Below are 17,909 nucleotides of genomic sequence, written 5' to 3'. Positions count from 1 at the left end.
AGGCATGCGCGTATACCCCACATTTTTCAGGCTGGCCTTTTCATGGATGGACGCCGAACGCGCCCACAAGATCGGTTTCAAGGGAATCCGGCTGGTCCATTCCGTGGGAGCGGGACGGTTGCTGGAACGGTTTACGGCACCGCCGGCATCCCTGCAGACGAACGCGCTCGGCCTGACCTTTCCGTCGCCGTTCGGACTGGCCGCCGGCTTCGACAAGGAGGGCCACGGAATCGAGGCCCTGACGGAGCTTGGATTCGGCCACGTCGAGGTGGGTACCATTACCGGCCAGGCCCAGCCCGGCAACGAACAGCCGCGGCTGTTCCGGCTGATTGAGGACCGGGCCGTCATCAACCGGATGGGATTCAACAACGACGGGGCCTCTGCCGTAGCTCCGCGGCTGAAGTCCGCCCGGGCTGCGCTGCAACGGCGCCATGCCAAGGTGCGGCCCGTGATCGGCGTCAACATCGGCAAGACCAAGATCGTGGAGCTCGAGGACGCTGTGGAGGACTACCTCATCAGTGCCCGCGGCCTCGCCCCGGCGGCGGACTACCTCGTGGTGAACGTCAGCTCGCCGAACACGCCGGGGCTCCGGCTTCTGCAGAACGTGGAGACGCTCCGGCCGCTGCTGAAGGCAGTGGGGGAGGAGGCGGACAAGTCCGCAGGCCGGCATGTCCCGCTGTTGGTCAAGATCGCCCCTGACCTCACCGACGAGGACATCGACGACGTCGCCCGGCTGGCGATGGACCTGGGCCTGGACGGCATCATTGCCACGAACACCACCATCAGCCGGGATGGGCTCGATTCTGCAGCGGACAAGGTGGAGGCCTGCGGTGCCGGCGGTCTGTCCGGTGCTCCGCTGAAAAGCCGTTCGCTGGAGGTGCTGCGCCGGCTGAAGTCGGTCACCCAGGACCGGCTGGCGCTGATTTCCGTGGGCGGCGTGGAGACCGCCACGGACGTCCAGGACCGGCTGGACGCAGGCGCCACCCTGGTCCAGGGCTACACCGCCTTCCTGTATGAGGGGCCGTTCTGGGCTGCCCGGATCAACAGGGAACTGGCCAGGAACCGCTAGTTCGCACGCACGTTAAACACAGCAGCCCGGCGGTATCACCGCCGGGCTGCTGTGTTTTAGGTCCGGGACCGCCCTCTGGCGGCCAGTGCCGCAGGAGGAAAACGAGGAATCAGGACGGGTACTGCCCGCGGCGGACCAGGGGCTTGGGCAGGCGAAGCTTCCGGAACTGCAGCGAACGCATGGAGCCGTACCAGACGGTGCCGCGCTCAACTACGCCGAACTTTTCGGCGAGGCGCTTGCGGAGCTTGCGGGACAGGATGAACACGTCCACGAATACTGCCAGGAACATTACCCAGAAGCCGCCCAGCACATAAATCATCATGTCGCTGTTGGACGGCACGACGAGGGAGATGATGACGAACACCAGGGCGCCGAACATGAGGTACTCGCCCAGGCTGAAGCGGGCGTCCACGTAATCCCGGGCATACCGCTTCTGCGGGCCCTTGTCGCGGATCGGCAGGAACCTCTCGTCGCCGGTATCCAGTGCCTGGCGCACCTTCAGGCGCTGCTCCTGGGCGGCAGCACGCTCCGCTTCCTTGGAGGCCTTCCGGTCCTCCGGCACGAGGGGGCGCTTGCGGGCCGCTTCCTGTGCTTTGCGCTTGGGCGTGGGCGCGCCTTTGCCCGCTAGTGCGGCTGCCTCGGCAGCCTGCTGGTCAACTACATCCTGCGCCGCTGGCGCTTCCTTTTTACGTCCGAACACCACAACAGAATACCTTGGCGGGCTGTGCCCCCGGTCCTGCCCGGCTGCCCCCGGAACGCTATGCCGTGGCCTCCGGCGCCCGCTGGCGGCGATGTTTGTTGTGGTGTGTGACACGGGTAGTGTTTGGCCATGACTTCATACCCCGCGGCGACCCCGCAAGAGTACGGCGACTCCGTGGCCGGCGTCGACACCGACGCCCTGCGGGCCGCCGTTGAGGCGGACTTCGACGCCACCGTTGCACAGCTGAAGGACCTGGTGGCCATCCCCGGCATCGCCTGGCCCAGCTTTGACCCCGCCCCGCTGGACGCCAGTGCCGAGGCCGTCGCCGACCTGGTGCGCGCGGCGGGCATTGAAGACGTCCGGATCCTGCGGTGCGACAAGGCGGACGGTACCCCCGGCGGGCCTGCCGTGGTGGCACGCCGCGAGGCCGCGCCCGGCCAGCCGACCATTCTTCTCTACGCCCACCACGACGTCCAGCCGCCCGGTGATCCGGCACTGTGGGCGTCCGAGCCGTTTACCGCCGTCGAACGCAACGGGCGCCTCTACGGGCGTGGCGCGGCCGACGACAAGGCCGGGATCATGGCCCACGTCGCCGCCTACGGCGCCGTGACCCGCGTGCTCGGCGATGAATTCGGGCTTGGCGTGACGCTGTTCTTCGAGGGGGAGGAAGAAGCCGGTTCGCCGACCTTCAGGACGTTCCTGGAAGCCCACCGCGAACTGCTCCGTGCCGACGTCATTGTGGTGGCCGACTCCAGCAACTGGAAGGTGGGCGTGCCGGCGCTCACCACGAGCCTGCGCGGGCTGGTCGACGGAACCATCGAGGTGCAGGTCCTTGACCATGCCGTGCATTCGGGAATGTTTGGCGGTGCCGTGCTGGACGCCCCTACGCTGCTCTCACGCCTCATCGCGACGCTGCACGACGACCAGGGAAGCGTGGCCATTAAGGGTCTGGTGAGCCGGAATGAAACCGGCGTGGATTTGACCGAAGAGGAGTATCGGGCGGACGCTTCAGTGCTCGACGGCGTCCAGCTGGCCGGCACGGGAACCATCGCGTCCCGGCTGTGGACCAAGCCGGCCCTGTCGATCATCGGCTTCGACGCGCCGGCCGTCAGCGTTGCCTCCAACACCCTGCTGCCCCGCGCCCGGGCCAAGTTCAGCCTGCGGCTGGCCCCCGGACAGGACCCGGCGGAAGCCATGGAAGCCGTGCGCCGGCACGTGGAAACCCACGCACCGTTCGGCGCCAGGGTGACCTTCACGCCGGGGGAGAGCGGCAACGCCTTCCAGACGGACACAGGTTCGTCGGCTGCCGGCCTCGCTATGTGGGCGCTCGGCGAAGCCTGGGGCGTTCCGGCCGTGGAAATGGGGATCGGCGGTTCGATACCGTTCATCAGTGACCTGACCGAGCTGTACCCCGAGGTCCAGATCCTGGTGACGGGCGTGGAGGACCCTGATTCGCGAGCCCATTCAGCCAACGAGTCATTGCACCTTGGGGACTTCCGCAACGCGGTGGTCGCCGAGGCCCTGCTTCTGGCGCGGCTGAACGCGGAAGGCCTCGGCTAAGCGGCTGGCAGGGAACAACGCAGGGACTTTGACGGTTACGCCTGAAGTTAGAGCTCCGCGCCGGATCGACGTAGCATGTAGCTATAGCCCGTACTGTTTCCGTAGGGGCAGGCACCGTGCAAGCGGGGCAGCCACAACCGCCGTTAGTAAGGTAGGCCAATGAGCACTACGACCAATGAAAACAGCACCGAATCCACCGGCACTGCCAGTGACGAACTGGCGAGCCACGAGGTTCAGCTGACGGACGTTGCAGCAGGCAAGGTCCGCAGCCTCCTGGAGCAGGAAGGCCGGACCGATCTTCGCCTCCGCGTGGCCGTGCAGCCGGGCGGCTGCTCCGGCCTCATCTACCAGCTGTACTTCGACGAGCGCCTCCTCGAAGGTGACGCGGTACGCGACTACGACGGTGTCGAGGTCGTCGTCGACAAGATGAGCGTGCCGTACCTCAGCGGTGCCAGCATCGACTTTGAAGACACCATCTCAAAGCAGGGCTTCACCATCGACAACCCGAATGCGGGCGGCTCATGCGCCTGCGGTGATTCGTTCCACTAAAGGGTCAGTGGCCCTTCCTAAACCTCTTGGCGGCGCCGGTGAAAACCGGCGCCGCCACACGGTGGGGACATGTGGGCGAAAACCTGCGGGGAGCGGTAAGCTCTACACCGAGTAGTAAAACTTTTAGTGTGCCCGGGAAGCTTTTTGCCGCCCTGGCAACAGCAACAAGTAGGAAGGGCCGTCTGTGAGTTCGCAGAACCGAACCGGCAGCCGACGCAAAACGATCACTACGATCACTGGCTTGGCAACTGCCGGCGCGTTGGTTTTGACTGGATGTTCGCCAGAGGTAGAGAAGGGGTGGCTGCCCACCGAGCGTGGCACCACCAATCACACTGACCGCATCATGGACCTCTGGGTCAACTCATGGATTGCCGCCCTCGTGGTGGGCATCATCACGTGGGGCCTGATCGTCTGGTGCCTCGTGGCCTACCGCCGCCGCAAGGGCACCGTGGGTTTCCCGCGGCAGACCAGCTTCAACCTGCCCCTTGAGGTCTTCTACCTGACGATCCCGCTCTTCATGGTCCTGGTGTTTTTCTACTTCACCGATCGTGACCAGCAGGCGATCGATGACCGCTCGCAGCCGGCCGACGTCGTAGTGGACGTCCGCGGCAAGCAGTGGGCATGGGACTTCAACTACAAAAAGGGCGACGTCATCACCGAGGACGTCCACGAAGCCGGCGTCCAGGCGCACCTGACGGGTGAGGAAGTGGACAAGGAGAAGCTCCCCACGCTGTACCTGCCCGTCAACAAGTCCGTTGACCTGGAACTGAACTCGCGCGACGTCATCCACTCCTTCTGGGTTCCTGCATTCCTGCAGAAGAGGGACATGATCCCGGGTAAGACCAACTACATCCGGTTCACCCCCACCAAAGAGGGCACCTACGACGGCAAGTGCGCCGAGCTCTGCGGTGAGTACCACTCCGAAATGCTGTTCCGCGTCAAGGTTGTTTCCGAGTCCGAATTCCAGGCTCACATGAACCAGCTGCGCCAGGACGGCAACACGGGCCTGCTCGGCGAAGAGTATGACCGCAACCCGAACCTGAACGTTACGAAGTAAGGGAAGCGAAGTGGCTACTTACACCCAGACCCCCGGGATCCTTGAGGCTCCCGTAGTTCCCAAATCCAAGGGGCGCATCGTCGTCAACTGGATCACCTCCACGGACCACAAGACCATCGGGTACATGTACCTGATCGCGTCCTTCGTGTTCTTCTGCTTCGGCGGAGTGATGGCACTGCTCATCCGCGCCGAGCTCTTCGAACCCGGCATGCAGATCCTGCAGACCAAGGAACAGTACAACCAGCTGTTCACCATGCACGGCACGGTCATGCTGCTCATGTTCGCCACCCCGCTCTTTGCCGGCTTTGCGAACGTGATCATGCCCCTCCAGATCGGTGCGCCCGACGTCGCCTTCCCGCGACTGAATGCGCTGGCCTTCTGGTTCTTCCTGTTCGGCTCCACCATCGCCGTTTCCGGTTTCATCACCCCGCAGGGTGCTGCGTCCTTCGGCTGGTTCGCCTACGCACCGCTCTCCAACACCACCTTCAGCCCCGGCGTCGGCGGTGACCTTTGGGTCTTCGGCCTGGCACTGTCCGGCTTCGGCACCATTCTGGGTGCGGTCAACTTCATCACCACCATCATCTGCATGCGTGCCCCCGGCATGACCATGTGGCGCATGCCGATCTTCACCTGGAACACCCTCGTCACGGCCATCCTGGTCCTGATGGCGTTCCCGCCGCTGGCCGCAGCACTCTTCGCCCTCGGTGCGGACCGCCGCTTCGGTGCCCACATCTTCGACCCGGAGAACGGCGGCGCCGTTCTGTGGCAGCACCTGTTCTGGTTCTTCGGCCACCCCGAGGTGTACATCATCGCCCTGCCGTTCTTCGGCATCGTGTCTGAGATCTTCCCGGTCTTCAGCCGCAAGCCGATCTTCGGCTACAAGGGCCTGGTCTACGCGACCATTGCCATCGCGGCCCTGTCCGTGACCGTGTGGGCGCACCACATGTACGTCACCGGCTCCGTGCTGCTGCCGTTCTTCTCCTTCATGACCATGCTGATCGCGGTGCCGACCGGCGTGAAGTTCTTCAACTGGATCGGCACCATGTGGCGCGGTTCCATCACCTTTGAGACCCCCATGCTGTGGAGCATCGGCTTCCTCATCACGTTCCTCTTCGGCGGCCTGACCGGCATCATCCTGGCCTCTCCGCCGCTGGACTTCCATGTCTCCGACTCCTACTTCGTGGTGGCACACTTCCACTACGTGGTCTTCGGCACCGTGGTGTTCGCGATGTTCGCCGGCTTCTACTTCTGGTGGCCGAAGTGGACGGGCAAGATGCTCAACGAACGCCTCGGCAAGATCCACTTCTGGCTCCTGTTCCTGGGCTTCCACGGCACCTTCCTGATCCAGCACTGGCTCGGCGTTGAGGGCATGCCCCGCCGCTACGCCGACTACCTGGTGGAGGACAACTTCACCTGGATGAACCAGTTCTCCACCATTGCCTCGTTCGTTCTGGGTGCGTCCCTGATCCCGTTCTTCTGGAACGTGTACATCACCGCACGCAGCGCCGAAAAGGTTCAGGTCGACGATCCCTGGGGCTTCGGTGCCTCGCTGGAGTGGGCCACGTCCTGCCCGCCGCCGCGGCACAACTTCACGTCCCTGCCGCGCATCCGCTCGGAGCGTCCGGCGCTGGACCTGCACCACCCTGAGCTCTCCCAGTCACACACCGTTGAGTCGCCGGCACCTGCAGCAAGCGTGCTCGGTAACGCCGATCAGAAGGACACCGCGCAATGAGAATCGAGTCATGGATTTTTGGAGCAGGAGTTTTCTTCTTCGTTCCGATTTCCATCATCTACGGCTTCCTCACCAACTGGTCTGAGTGGGTCGGCACCCTGGGCATCCTCCTGGTGGGTGGCCTGGCGGGCATGATCGGTGCCTACCTGGGCTTCACCGGCAAGCGCGTGGGCATGCGTCCCGAGGACCGTGCAGACGCGGAAATCCACGAAGGCGCCGGCGAACAGGGCCATTTCAGCCCCTGGAGCTGGTGGCCGCTGGTCCTGGGCCTGTCCTGCGCAGCAGGATTCCTCGGCCTGGCTGTAGGTTTCTGGATCGTCTTCATCGCCGGTGGTATGGCGCTGGTGGCCCTCGTGGGCTGGGTCTACGAGTACAGCCGCGGCGACCACGCACACTAAGCGTTTCAGTACCAAGAACGACGGCGGGCCCCACCTTTTAGGTGGGGCCCGCCGTCGTTCTTCCTGTATTGAGCTGGCCTCAGCTGGCTCTCTGCGACGCCAGCAGCTCGACGAGACCCGAGAGTGCAGCCTCGGCTTCTCCCAGGCTCCTGCCCGTTGGCAGGGCTGATTCCTTGACCGCCAGTTCGACTTCGCAGCCGCAGTTGAAGTCGGCAGTCATGACCTCCAGCAGGGAGCGGGCGTCCACGGCGTCAATACCTTCCTTGCGGATGGTCACGGGTAACCCTGTCTCCGTGACCGCACGGACAAACACAGCTGCCGGCCTGGCGTGTAGGCCGACGGCCGCAGAAACTATTGCCTTACGAACGGGCAACTGGACTCCTTCGTCTTGGACGGGCCGGCACTTGTGGGAAGCCGCCGTCGTCTTTCCATTTGTTCGTCCTTAAGAATATCGGCCCCCTGTGCTGTCAATCCGCCGGGGACGGACCTGGTCTAGACCTGTGGCCGGGTTGGCTTACCCTTGAACTGTGAGCATGCAATATAGGAGCGGCCGCAGTGGCGGCTAACGTGGCCGGGATTGCCGGCGAAATCGACAGGACCAGCGGGACGCCGATCTACGTTCAGCTCCGTGAGATCCTCAGGACCTACATCGCGACGTCCTGCCCGCCAGGCTCGGCGCTGCCCTCCGAACGTGACCTGGCCGAACGTTTCGGCCTGGCCAGGATGACCGTCCGGCAGGCCATCGACGCCCTGGTGGGGGAGGAAGTCATCGAGCGGGTGGTCGGGCTGGGCACCTTCGTCCGGAAACCGAAGCTGGACCTCCAGGTCAAGCTGACCTCCTACAGCGAGGAGATGCAGCGCCGCGGCATGGTGCCGGCTGCGAAGGTGCTGAGCTTTGAGCAGATCGCCGCCAGCGCCTTCCTGGCCCGCGAACTTCAGCTGGAGGAGGGAACACCCCTGGTGCGCTTCCGGCGCCTCCTGCTGGCCGATAACGAGCCAATGAGCGTGGATGAGAACTTCATCCCGGCCCACCGGGTCCCGGGGCTGCTCGACGGTGAGCCGCCGACATCGCTGTATAACGTCCTCAGCGAACAGTTCGGCCTGGTCATGGAATGGGGCGAGGACATGATTGAGGCCACGGCTGCATCGCCCTCCACCGCTCGGCTGCTCAACGTTGAAATCGGTGCGCCGCTGCTGAAGATCCAGCGGCATGCCTTCGTCGCCAGGTCGATGGTGGACTACTCGGTGTCCTATTACCGCGCCGACCGGTACAAGCTATGGGTGCCACTGCAGCGGCCCGGCGTCCGGCCCACCCGCAACTACGCGTCGGGTTACCGGCAGCAGTAGACTGGCTGGCTGCCGATTGCTTCTGGATCAACATCCCGTTTGGCGAACAGAATGCGCATACAGAAAAGGCCCGGTCCTGATGGACCGGGCCTTTTCTGTATGGTGCCTGGGTGAAGCGCTGCTGCCTAGCTTCCTAGTGGCTGAGGGTCTTCTGTCCCTCGCCGGCTTCAACGGCTTCGTGGTGGCCGTGGCTGGCTTCCAGCTCGGCAGGCGTTGCCGGAGCAACCCTGTCCTCGAAGAACCAGCGGGACAGCTTGGCGCGGCGGTTTTCCTTGCGGGTGACCACGCCGTGCTCGTTCGGCTGGGCCGGAAGCGGTGCGAGCGACTCGAAGCCAACCAGCTTGTAACGCTTGTACTCGTCGAGCGGAGCGTGCACCTCAATGAACTCACCGTGCGGGAGGCGGACAATGCGTCCGGTCTCGCGGCCGTGGAGGGCGATTTCGCGGTCCTTGCGCTGCAGGGCCAGGGCCACGCGCTTGGTGACGGCGAAAGCGATGAACGGGCCTACGAAGAACAGTGCACGCAGCCAGTACGTGACGTCGTTCAGTGCCACGTGGAAGTGCGTGGCGATGAGGTCCGAACCGGCGGCGGCCCACATCACGCTGTACCACGTGAAGCCGGCTACACCGATCGCGGTACGCGTGGGCGCGTTCCGGGGACGGTCCAGCACGTGGTGCTCCCGGTTGTCCTTGGTGATCCAGCGCTCGATCCACGGGTAGGTGAACAGCACGGTAAAGATGATGCCAGCCGGAACAAGTGCCGGAAGCAGGACATTCAGCGTGAGGACGTGGCCAAAGATGATGTATTCGAAGTGGAGGCCGCTGACCACACCTGGCATCAGGCGCAGGGCACCGTCGACGAAGCCGATGTACCAGTCAGGCTGGGTGCCTGCGGACACGGGGGAGGGGTCGTACGGTCCGTAGTTCCAGATCGGGTTGATGGTGAAGAACCCGGCCATGAGCGCAATCACACCGAAGACGATGAAGAAGAATCCGCCGGCCTTCGCAGCGTAGACCGGGCCGAGGGGGTAGCCGACGACGTTGCGGTCGTTACGTCCCGGGCCGGGGTACTGCGTGTGCTTGTGCACGACAACCATGAAGAGGTGCACGACGATCATGAGCAGGATCAGTGCCGGCACGAGCAGGATGTGCAGCGTGTAGAGGCGGCTGATGATGACCGTGCCGGGGAATTCTCCACCGAACAGGAAGAAGGAGATGTACGTGCCGATCACGGGGATCGACTTGATGACGCCGTCAATGATGCGCAGGCCGTTACCGGACAGCAGGTCGTCGGGGAGGGAGTAGCCAGTGAAGCCGGCAGCCATGGCCAGGATCAGCAGGACACCGCCCACTACCCAGTTCATTTCACGGGGCTTGCGGAACGCGCCGGTGAAGAACACCCGGAGCATGTGCACGGCCACGGAGGCCACGAACAGCAGCGCTGCCCAGTGGTGGACCTGGCGCATGAACAGGCCGCCGCGGACGTCAAAGGAGATGTCCAGCGACGAACTGTATGCGACGGACATTTCGACGTTCTTCAGTGGCGTGTAGGAGCCGGCGTAGTGCGTCTCAGCCATGGACGGATCGAAGAAGAACGTCAGGAACGTTCCCGAGAGCAGCAGGATGACGAAGGAGTACAGCGCCACCTCGCCAAACATGAAGGACCAGTGGTCCGGGAATACCTTGCGGCCGAATTCGCGGAGGATTCCGGATCCGCCGACGCGCTCGTCGACGAAGTCAGTAAAGCGTCCGACTTTAGTGTTGGCTACGTAGGCGGGGGCTTCAGCTGTTGATGCTGCGCTCATGCTCATCACGCTCCCAGTAACTTGGTCCTACAGGTTCGTTGAAGTCGCTGGTGGCGACCAGGTAGCCCTCATCGTCAACCGCGATGGGCAGCTGGGGGAGCGGGCGGCTGGCCGGGCCGAAGATAACCTTGCATTCCTGGGTCAGGTCGAAGGTTGACTGGTGGCACGGGCACAGCAGGTGGTGCGTCTGCTGCTCGTAGAGGGCAACAGGGCAGCCAACGTGGGTGCAGATCTTGGAGTAGGCAACGATGCCGTTGTAGCCCCAGTTTTCGCGTCCCGCGGAGGGGTTAAGCGAGGCCGGGTCGAGGCGCATCAGCAGAACGACGGCCTTGGCCTTCTCGTTGAGCTTGCCTTCGTGCAGTTCATTGAGGCCTTCCGGGATGACGTGGAAGGCCGAACCGATGGTGACGTCCGAGGCCTTGATGGGGGTTCCATCGGGGTCGCGGGTGAGGCGCTTGAGCTTGCCGTCCGTCGGGGCCCACATGGTGTGCGCCAGCTTGTCGTCCGGGCGCGGTCCCAGGTCGCCGAAGACGGCGAGGGCGGGCAGGGGTGCCAGTGCCACGGCGCCAAGCAGGGTGTTGCGGATGAGGGGACGGCGCTTGATGCCCGTTTCCTCCACAATGTCGTCAACAATGCGGACCGCAGCCTGGCGGTCGTCCTCGGTGCGGATCGCGTGGCGTTCCTCGGAGACTTCGTGGTCCGGCATCAGAGCCTTGGCCCAGTGCACGATACCGGTGCCGATGCCGAGCATGGCGAACGCCGTGCCTATGCCGAGCAGCGCATTCTGCAGCCGGATGGTGGCAATGCTTGAGTCGTCTCCCAGGTCGATGGCGAAGTACGCCACCAGGAAGATCACGGTGCCAACAACTGAGGTCGCGAACAGTGCAGCAACCTGCCGTTCTGCCCGCTTGGCGGCCTTCGGGTCCGTGTCAGCCAGGCGCAAGCGGTGCGGGGGAAGTCCAGGATCCTGGAATTTCTCCACCTCATGCTGACCAGCCGTAGCTACGGTGCCCGAGTGGTTCGGACTGCCGTCACTATGGTTGCCCATGATTCGCCTCATCCTTCTCTCGTCTCGGCCTTTGCCGAGTTATGTTCAGTTCCAAACCTGCTGTGCAATCAGCAGGACGTTCTTGTTGTGCCTGGTTTGGCTAGGACGTGCGGGACGTCAGCCAGATGGTGAAGGCGATGATGACGCCCAGGCCGGCGATCCACACGAACAGGCCCTCAGCAACTGGACCAAGTGCGCCCAGGTCTGCGCCGCCCGGGGAGCCGTTGGATTCAATCTGCTTCAGGAAGGTGATGATGTCGCGTTTGCCTTCGGGGGAGATGTTCGAGTCGTTGAACACCGGCATGTTCTGCGGCCCGGTGGCCATTGCTTCGTAGATGTGCTTGCCCGAGACGTCGGCCAGGGCAGGGGCGAACTTGCCCCGAGTAAGTGCACCGCCCGCTGCTGCAGCGTTGTGGCACATGGCGCAGTTCACACGGAACAGCTCGCCACCCTCGGCGGCGTTGCCCTTCTCATCGAGCAATTCCTCGGCCGGGATGGCCGGACCTGCGCCCAGCGAGGCGACGTATGCGGCCAGCTGGTGGGTCTGGGTGTCGTTGAACTGAGCCGGCTTCTTGTAGGCCTGGGGGCCGTTCATCTGCATGGGCATGCGGCCGGTGCCGACCTGGAAGTCAACAGCGGCGGCGCCGACGCCAGCCAGGGAGGGACCGTCCTGCGTTCCGCTGGCACCCATGCCGTGGCAGGTGGCGCAGTTGGCTTCGAAGAGCTTCTGGCCTTCCTGGGTATCGCTGGCGGTGAAGTCTGCAGTGCTGGCTTTGGCCTCGTTGACGGTGGTGGCAACGGCGTACAGCCCACCAGTGAGGAGGAGGCCCATCAACAGCAGGGCTATTGCTGCCAGTGGGTGACGTCGCTTCTGCGAGAGTGCCTTCACGTGGTGGTTCCTTTATTCGATCGTGCGTCGGCTCCGTGAGCCGCTTCTTGAAATTCGTTCTCTTAGAAAGAGGGAGAAAAGTACTGGCCTACTGGAGGACGTAGATGACTAGGAAGAGGCCAATCCAAACGACGTCCACGAAGTGCCAGTAGTAAGAGGTGACAATTGCCGAGGTCGCCTCGAAGTGACCGAACTTCTTGGCGGCGAAGGAGCGGCCCATGATGAGCAGGAAGGCGACCAGGCCGCCGATGACGTGCAGGCCGTGGAAGCCGGTGGTCATGTAGAAGGCAGATCCGTAGGCGTTGGAGGACAGCGTAACGTGCTCCGAGACCAGCATGGCGTATTCCGTGCTCTGGCCGGCAACGAAGAAGGAGCCCATGAGGAAGGTCAGGGTGAACCATTCGTTCATGCCCCAGCGGGTGAACTGGAGCGGCCCGCCGCTGCGTCGCGGCTGGAGCCTTTCGGCGGCGAAAACGCCCATCTGGCAAGTGAAGGAACTTGCCACGAGGACGATCGTGTTAACGAGCGCAAAGGGGAAGTTGAGCTTGGCCGTCTCTTCCGCCCACATCTGGCCGGAGGTGGACCGGAGTGTGAAGTACATGGCGAAGAGACCGGCGAAGAACATCAACTCGCTGGAGAGCCAGACGACGGTCCCAACAGAGACCATATTCGGGCGGTTCAGCGTGGGGTGCGCAGGGGTACTGGGGGCATGGGTCGCAGATGTCACATAGACATTATGTCTGTAAAACTTCGGCTTGCCCAACGCAAACCGGCTTTTGCGGAGACTTTTTCTACAAAGACGCGAAATCGCGCGGAAAAGTTCCCGGGGGCGTTCATATTGGTCTTTGCGACGGGCACCTCGATAGCATCAGGAGGTGACTTCACAGGTATCGGTACCGGCGGTAGGCAACACCTGGCCGCGCCTCATCTCGGCACTGTTGAACGGCGAACACCTGAGCGCGGACAGTACGGCATGGGCCATGGACACCATCATGTCGGGGGCCGCCACGCCCGTCCAGATTGCCGGTTTCCTGGTGGCGCTGCGCGCCAAGGGCGAGACGGTGGAGGAGATTGCCGGGCTCGTTGACGCCATGGTGGCTCATGCCAATCCGATCTCCATTACTGGCGAAAAGCTGGACATCGTGGGCACCGGTGGTGACCAACTCAACACTGTCAACATCTCCACCATGGCCGCGCTGGTCTGTGCCGGAGCGGGCGCAAAGGTGGTTAAGCACGGCAATCGCGCGGCGTCGTCGTCGTCGGGATCAGCGGACGTCCTGGAAGCGCTGGGGGTGCGGCTCGACCTCCCCATAGCCGATGTTGCCCGGAACGCCGAGGAAGCGGGCATCACCTTCTGCTTCGCCCAGGTCTTCCACCCGTCCTTCCGCCACACCGCGGTGCCCAGGCGCGAACTCGCGATCCCCACAGCCTTCAACTTCCTGGGACCCCTCACCAACCCCGCCCGGGTGCAGGCCTCCGCAGTAGGCGTGGCGAACGCCCGCATGGCGCCGCTCGTGGCCGGCGTCCTGGCGCGGCGCGGCAGCCGGGGCCTGGTGTTCCGGGGCAGCGACGGCCTGGACGAACTGACCACCACCGGGCCGTCAACTGTGTGGGAGATCCGCGGCGGCGAAGTGACAGAGCAGACTTTCTCGCCGGGGGACCTGGGGATCCGTCAGGCGACTGTCGATCAGCTGCGCGGCGGTGACGCACAGGCGAATGCCGCCGTCGTCCGCAATGTCCTGGCCGGGGAAACCGGGCCGGTCCGGGACGCAGTCCTGCTGAACGCGGCGGCGGGCCTGGTGGCGTACGACCTTCAGGCTGACGGTCCGCTCACTGACCGCATGAAGCTTGCCCTCGACCGGGCTGCGGAATCCATCGGCTCCGGCGCAGCCGCTGCTGTGCTCGAGAAGTGGGTCAGCCTCTCGCGGGCCTAGAGCTCCGAACAGCCTTCAGACATCGAACAACAAAGAGGCCAGGCACCCGCAGGTGCCTGGCCTCTTTGCTCTCGTCCTAGCGTGCTGCTATTCCTCGAACCCCAGCGCGAATGCGGCGTCGAGGTCATGTTGTGAGTAAGCCCGGAACGCGATGTGGGTGGTGGTGTGCACGACGGCGGGGACCTTGGACAGCTTGTCGGCGATGACGTCCGCCAGATCTTCGTGTTGGGATACGCGTGCGACGGCGATCAGGTCCCATTCGCCAGTCACGGAGTAGACCTCGCTGATGCCGTCAATGGAGGATATCTCCTCGGCCGTTTCGGGGATGCGCGAGGCGTCTGTCTTGATCAGGACGAATGCGGTGATCACTGTGAACCCTTCCGGATCTGTTGAGCTGTGCTGCCAGCCTATTACATGGGCGGTCCAGTGCATGGGCGGGCGCCGGTCGGTTGCTCCCGTGGCGGCGCCGCCCCGCAGGAGTCAGGCGCGGCGGCGGGCGCGCAGGCGGAGAATTATGGCGACGATGAGGCGGTAGCCGAGGAGGAACACCGCCAAGCTCAGCAGCGCCACGATCACAAATGGGAGGACCACCGTCTGTCCCGTGAGCGCCCGCAGCGCCATTCCGATGGCCACGGTGCCCAGCCACACAGCCACCCCGGCCGGCCACAGCGCGAGCGGCCGCCGCCAGAGCCGCAGCAGCAGCCAGGTCACGGCTGCGCCGGCCAGGAACGGCCAGGCGGTGGACAGGATTCCAATGACTGATTCGCCTCGTGCATGTGCGTCCCGGCCGATGGCAGCGAACGTCAGGATGACGATGAAATCGGCCGCAGCTGCGGCGGCCGTCAGGGCCGGAACCGCCCGTGTTCCGGGACGGTCTGTTGTGGAAGGCATGCTTCCGAGCCTATCCGTTTTTGGCAGGTCTTGCCCCTACAGGCATATCCCGTGACGATGTCAGGCAGGAAGGCAAACGCACCCTGAAGGAGGCCTGGTGAGGCTCACCCAGATCGCGCAGCACGCCGAGGATCTTGACCGGGCGGCAGAGTTCTACTCGAGGCTGCTGGGCAGCGCGCCGGTTGCTGTCTTCGACCCGCCGGGACTGCTGTTCTTCGATCTCGACGGCGTCCGGCTCCTGCTGGAGCGGGGAGCACCGTCGTCGGTGATCTATCTCCAGGTCCCGGACGTGCGGTTGCGCGTGGCTGAGCTTGAGGCCGGGGGAGTGGAGGTGGTCGGCGCCCCGCACGTGATCTTCCATCACGATGATGCACGGCTCGGCCCTGCGGGTGCGGACGAATGGATGGCTTTCATCAGGGACAGCGAGGGGAACACCGTGGGACTGGTGAGCAACGCGTTCGACGGCGGGGCGCCCGCCAGTTAGAGAGTCAGGCTTTGCTGGTGGCGATCTTTGCCGCGAAACCCAGGAGGACGATGCCGGCGACGCGGTCTGTGGTTTTGGCCACGGAAGGCGACTGGAGCCAGCGGCGCGCATGGTGGGTTGCCAAAATGATGACCGCAAACCACGCCATGCCCTCGACGTTGTGGACCAGCGGCAACAGCACGCCCATCAGCAGCGGCGGCGCCTCCGGCGGAAGGAACTGCGGGATCATTGCCATGTAGAAAACCCCAACCTTGGGATTCAGCAGGCTGGTTGTGGTGCCCGAAAGCCAGGCGGCGAGGGGGCTGGCCGGGCCCGTGGAGCCGGTCTCCGCAGTCGCCCCCGGGCGGAAGCTTCGGATAATCATGCTCACGGCCAGCCACGCCATGTAGCAGGCGCCCGCGACCTTCAGGACGGTAAAGGCCGTTTCCGAGGCGGCCAGCAAGGCCGATGCACCGACGGCGGCGGCCACGCCCCAGAAGACGGTACCCGTGCAGATTCCCGCCGCGGTGGCGAAGGCGGAGCCGCGGCTGCCGCTGATCGCCGTGCGCAGCACGAGCACGGTATCCATCCCCGGGATCACCGTAAGCAGGGCGGCCACGAGTGCGAATTGAAGGAGGGAGTCGGAGATGCTCATAGTCGATGGTAAGCAAATTCCGGGGCCGCGCAGATGATCGTCGATTGGGGCGCGTCTACCGGTAGCACTGGATTACCAAGGTCTCCGGGGGGACGACGGCGGGAGGCCCCGCCGTCGTCCGTTTTCTGTCAGGGCGTGGAGTTGTAGGCCTTGACGCCCTGCTCCACCACCAGATGGATGAGGGCGAAGACGCGGGCATCATCGATGGCTGCCAGGGCCGCGTCCAAGGCGGCCGGGACATCCTTGTCCTCGGTGACAGTAATGCCGAAACCGCCAAAGGCCGTGGCCATCATGCCGAAGTTCGGATTTTTCAGCTGGGTGCCGGACACGCGTTCGGGATAGTGCCGCTCCTGGTGGGTGCGGATGGTGCCATACTCCTGGTTGTCCATGACAATAATCAGCGGCGTGGCACCGTACTGGGCGGCGGTGGCCAGTTCCTGGCCGTTCATTAGGAACTCCCCGTCTCCCGCGATGGTGACCACTCGCCGCCCTGGTTCCGCCAGCGACGCCGCGACGGCCGAGGGGATGGAGTAGCCCATGGAGCCGTTTCTCGCGCTGACCATGGAAGCGTAGCGGCGGGTGGGGAAGTACCGGTGGGCCCAGTTCGTGTGCTCGCCTGCCCCGAACGTCACCAGCGCGTCCTCCGGCAGTCTGGGGACCAGGTTCGCAATCAAGGTGTCCATCCGTGCCGGTCCGGCGGCGGGAGCGGAAGCGGGGAGCGCGGCAAATGACTCCTGTTCGGCCCTCATCCGGCCTGTCCACGCCTTCCACTCCTCCCTCACTTCCAGGTCGATGTCCGCCAGATCGCGGACAAAGGCCTCCGGTTTCGCCAGGATCTGCCGCGAGACAGGACCCGAACGGCCGCGCAGTGAGGGGTCAATGGTGACCAGGAAGTTCTTCTTGCTCCAGTCCTGCCGGCAGACGAATCCGTCTGTAATCACGTCTCCCGGGACGGTGCCCACAAACACCAGAAGGTCGGTCTCCTCGAGCAGGTCGAAGGTGGGGCGCGGGCGACCGTAACCGATGGGGCCCACATAGGACGGGGAGTCAAAGGAAACGGTTCCCTGGGTGCGCCATTCCGCTGCTGCTGGAATCTGGTGACGCTCCAGCCACGCGGTCAGTTGGTCAGCTGCCGCCTGGGTCCAGTCGTTGCCGCCCGTCACGAAAAGCGGTTTGTTGGACGAGGCCAGTGCAGCCTTCAGGGCCGCGGCATCGCTGCTGCTCATGCCGCCGGCCGCCACCGGGATCGCCGGGTGCAGGGTCGGATCGACCAGTTGCCGGAGGATGTCCTCCGGCATGCCCACCACCACGGGCCCCGGGCGGCCGCTCATCGCGGCAAACATCGCCTCGGCCACAATCTCGGATGCCCGCTCCGCGTGGTCAAGGACCATGACGCGCTTGGCGCCGGTATCGAACCAGGCTTTGATGTCGAACTCCTGGAACGCCTCGCGGTCCCGGTGCGCGAACGGAATCAGGCCCACGAACAGGAGCATCGGCGTCGAGTCCTGCCAGGCCGTATGCAGTCCCACGTGCGCGTTGGCTGCGCCGGGTCCCCGGGTAACCATCGCCACACCGGGCACCTGGTTCATTTTCCCGTCGGCCTCGGCCATGTACGCTGCCCCGCCCTCGTGCCGGCACACGATGGTTTCGATCTCCGAGCTGTGCAGGCCGTCCAATACGTCAAGGAAGCTTTCACCGGGAACCACGTAAGTGCGCTTCACACCATGGGCTGCGAGCGAATCAACAATCACATGCCCGGCGGATTTCAGGGCCGCGCGGGTTGGTGCGCTGATGCTCTCACAGCCAGTCTGCT

At 64.4% G+C, this 17,909-nt stretch carries 19 protein-coding genes; 9 read left to right on the top strand and 10 right to left on the bottom strand.

Annotated features, from left to right (window positions below; genetic code table 11):
* Positions 1–4 precede the first annotated feature (4 nt).
* A complete protein-coding gene (locus QFZ33_RS14960) occupies positions 5–1,069 on the top strand; it encodes a quinone-dependent dihydroorotate dehydrogenase (RefSeq protein ID WP_307028711.1) in 1,065 nt (354 codons plus the stop codon).
* A gap of 109 nt (positions 1,070–1,178) precedes the next feature.
* Here QFZ33_RS14960 and QFZ33_RS14955 read toward each other — a convergent pair whose 3' ends face one another.
* Positions 1,179–1,769, bottom strand: a complete 591-nt coding sequence (locus QFZ33_RS14955) for a DUF3043 domain-containing protein (protein WP_307028709.1) — start codon at positions 1,767–1,769, stop codon at positions 1,179–1,181.
* A gap of 129 nt (positions 1,770–1,898) precedes the next feature.
* Here QFZ33_RS14955 and QFZ33_RS14950 point away from each other — a divergent pair, with 129 nt between their 5' ends.
* From QFZ33_RS14950 to QFZ33_RS14930, 5 genes are all read left to right on the top strand, one after another.
* Entirely contained in the window at positions 1,899–3,329 is a 1,431-nt protein-coding gene (locus tag QFZ33_RS14950) for a dipeptidase (RefSeq protein ID WP_307028708.1), read from the top strand.
* A 159-nt stretch (positions 3,330–3,488) separates the two neighbouring features.
* Complete coding sequence (locus tag QFZ33_RS14945; protein ID WP_102974537.1) at positions 3,489–3,878, top strand: HesB/IscA family protein; 390 nt, start codon at positions 3,489–3,491, stop codon at positions 3,876–3,878.
* Positions 3,879–4,062: 184 nt separating this feature from the next.
* Positions 4,063–4,935, top strand: a complete 873-nt coding sequence (ctaC, locus tag QFZ33_RS14940; RefSeq protein ID WP_307028706.1) for an aa3-type cytochrome oxidase subunit II — start codon at positions 4,063–4,065, stop codon at positions 4,933–4,935.
* A gap of 10 nt (positions 4,936–4,945) precedes the next feature.
* Entirely contained in the window at positions 4,946–6,667 is a 1,722-nt protein-coding gene (gene ctaD / locus QFZ33_RS14935) for an aa3-type cytochrome oxidase subunit I (RefSeq protein WP_102974539.1), read from the top strand.
* Positions 6,664–7,065 carry a cytochrome c oxidase subunit 4 gene (locus tag QFZ33_RS14930; protein WP_307028704.1) on the top strand — a complete coding sequence of 134 codons (402 nt, stop codon included), beginning with the start codon at positions 6,664–6,666 and terminating at the stop codon, positions 7,063–7,065. The genes ctaD and QFZ33_RS14930 overlap by 4 nt, the downstream gene beginning before the upstream one ends.
* A gap of 79 nt (positions 7,066–7,144) precedes the next feature.
* Here QFZ33_RS14930 and QFZ33_RS14925 read toward each other — a convergent pair whose 3' ends face one another.
* A complete protein-coding gene (locus QFZ33_RS14925; protein WP_307028702.1) occupies positions 7,145–7,438 on the bottom strand; it encodes an HPr family phosphocarrier protein in 294 nt (97 codons plus the stop codon).
* 182 nt (positions 7,439–7,620) lie between these two features.
* Between QFZ33_RS14925 and QFZ33_RS14920 the strand changes: the two genes are divergently transcribed.
* The gene (locus QFZ33_RS14920; RefSeq protein ID WP_307028700.1) at positions 7,621–8,412 is read left to right on the top strand and encodes a GntR family transcriptional regulator; all 792 of its coding nucleotides are present in this window, start codon (positions 7,621–7,623) and stop codon (positions 8,410–8,412) included.
* 133 nt (positions 8,413–8,545) lie between these two features.
* On the opposite strand, the gene qcrB is transcribed toward QFZ33_RS14920, so the two are convergent.
* The 4 genes from qcrB to ctaE all read right to left on the bottom strand — a co-directional run bounded on the left by qcrB (position 8,546) and on the right by ctaE (position 12,880).
* Positions 8,546–10,216, bottom strand: a complete 1,671-nt coding sequence (gene qcrB / locus QFZ33_RS14915; protein WP_307028698.1) for a cytochrome bc1 complex cytochrome b subunit — start codon at positions 10,214–10,216, stop codon at positions 8,546–8,548.
* On the bottom strand, positions 10,194–11,264 hold the full coding sequence (gene qcrA, locus QFZ33_RS14910) for a cytochrome bc1 complex Rieske iron-sulfur subunit (RefSeq protein ID WP_307028696.1): 1,071 nt from the start codon (positions 11,262–11,264) through the stop codon (positions 10,194–10,196). Before qcrA ends, qcrB begins: the two co-directional genes overlap by 23 nt.
* 100 nt (positions 11,265–11,364) lie before the next feature.
* The gene (gene qcrC / locus QFZ33_RS14905; protein WP_307028694.1) at positions 11,365–12,153 is read right to left on the bottom strand and encodes a cytochrome bc1 complex diheme cytochrome c subunit; all 789 of its coding nucleotides are present in this window, start codon (positions 12,151–12,153) and stop codon (positions 11,365–11,367) included.
* An 88-nt stretch (positions 12,154–12,241) separates the two neighbouring features.
* A complete protein-coding gene (gene ctaE, locus QFZ33_RS14900; protein ID WP_307028692.1) occupies positions 12,242–12,880 on the bottom strand; it encodes an aa3-type cytochrome oxidase subunit III in 639 nt (212 codons plus the stop codon).
* Positions 12,881–13,028: 148 nt separating this feature from the next.
* Between ctaE and trpD the strand changes: the two genes are divergently transcribed.
* On the top strand, positions 13,029–14,087 hold the full coding sequence (trpD, locus tag QFZ33_RS14895) for an anthranilate phosphoribosyltransferase (protein WP_307028690.1): 1,059 nt from the start codon (positions 13,029–13,031) through the stop codon (positions 14,085–14,087).
* An 87-nt stretch (positions 14,088–14,174) separates the two neighbouring features.
* Here trpD and QFZ33_RS14890 read toward each other — a convergent pair whose 3' ends face one another.
* Both QFZ33_RS14890 and QFZ33_RS14885 read right to left on the bottom strand, forming a co-directional pair.
* Positions 14,175–14,456: an Lrp/AsnC family transcriptional regulator gene (locus tag QFZ33_RS14890; RefSeq protein WP_111903442.1), complete on the bottom strand. Its 282-nt coding sequence runs from the start codon at positions 14,454–14,456 to the stop codon at positions 14,175–14,177.
* A gap of 111 nt (positions 14,457–14,567) precedes the next feature.
* Entirely contained in the window at positions 14,568–14,978 is a 411-nt protein-coding gene (locus QFZ33_RS14885; protein WP_307028688.1) for a DUF3054 domain-containing protein, read from the bottom strand.
* A gap of 97 nt (positions 14,979–15,075) precedes the next feature.
* Here QFZ33_RS14885 and QFZ33_RS14880 point away from each other — a divergent pair, with 97 nt between their 5' ends.
* The gene (locus QFZ33_RS14880; RefSeq protein ID WP_307028686.1) at positions 15,076–15,462 is read left to right on the top strand and encodes a VOC family protein; all 387 of its coding nucleotides are present in this window, start codon (positions 15,076–15,078) and stop codon (positions 15,460–15,462) included.
* A gap of 4 nt (positions 15,463–15,466) precedes the next feature.
* On the opposite strand, the gene QFZ33_RS14875 is transcribed toward QFZ33_RS14880, so the two are convergent.
* Positions 15,467–16,096 carry a LysE family translocator gene (locus QFZ33_RS14875; RefSeq protein WP_307028684.1) on the bottom strand — a complete coding sequence of 210 codons (630 nt, stop codon included), beginning with the start codon at positions 16,094–16,096 and terminating at the stop codon, positions 15,467–15,469.
* Between the two features lie 128 nt (positions 16,097–16,224).
* Positions 16,225–17,889: a thiamine pyrophosphate-dependent enzyme gene (locus QFZ33_RS14870; protein ID WP_373427355.1), complete on the bottom strand. Its 1,665-nt coding sequence runs from the start codon at positions 17,887–17,889 to the stop codon at positions 16,225–16,227.
* Between the last annotated feature and the right edge of the window lie 20 nt (positions 17,890–17,909).

This window comes from Arthrobacter globiformis (genome assembly GCF_030815865.1).
Classification (GTDB): domain Bacteria; phylum Actinomycetota; class Actinomycetes; order Actinomycetales; family Micrococcaceae; genus Arthrobacter; species Arthrobacter globiformis_B.
This window is presented reverse-complemented; position numbering and strand designations above follow the sequence as displayed.

Bases quoted from the DNA above. Each gene is read 5' to 3' on its own strand.
- QFZ33_RS14945 (WP_102974537.1), top strand. From the start codon at position 3,489: ATGAGCACTACGACCAATGAAAACAGCACCGAATCCACCGGCACTGCC.
- qcrB (WP_307028698.1), bottom strand. From the start codon at position 10,216: ATGAGCGCAGCATCAACAGCTGAAGCCCCCGCCTACGTAGCCAACACT.
- QFZ33_RS14950 (WP_307028708.1), top strand. From the start codon at position 1,899: ATGACTTCATACCCCGCGGCGACCCCGCAAGAGTACGGCGACTCCGTG.
- QFZ33_RS14885 (WP_307028688.1), bottom strand. From the start codon at position 14,978: ATGCCTTCCACAACAGACCGTCCCGGAACACGGGCGGTTCCGGCCCTG.
- QFZ33_RS14930 (WP_307028704.1), top strand. From the start codon at position 6,664: ATGAGAATCGAGTCATGGATTTTTGGAGCAGGAGTTTTCTTCTTCGTT.
- QFZ33_RS14875 (WP_307028684.1), bottom strand. From the start codon at position 16,096: ATGAGCATCTCCGACTCCCTCCTTCAATTCGCACTCGTGGCCGCCCTG.
- QFZ33_RS14960 (WP_307028711.1), top strand. From the start codon at position 5: ATGCGCGTATACCCCACATTTTTCAGGCTGGCCTTTTCATGGATGGAC.
- qcrA (WP_307028696.1), bottom strand. From the start codon at position 11,264: ATGGGCAACCATAGTGACGGCAGTCCGAACCACTCGGGCACCGTAGCT.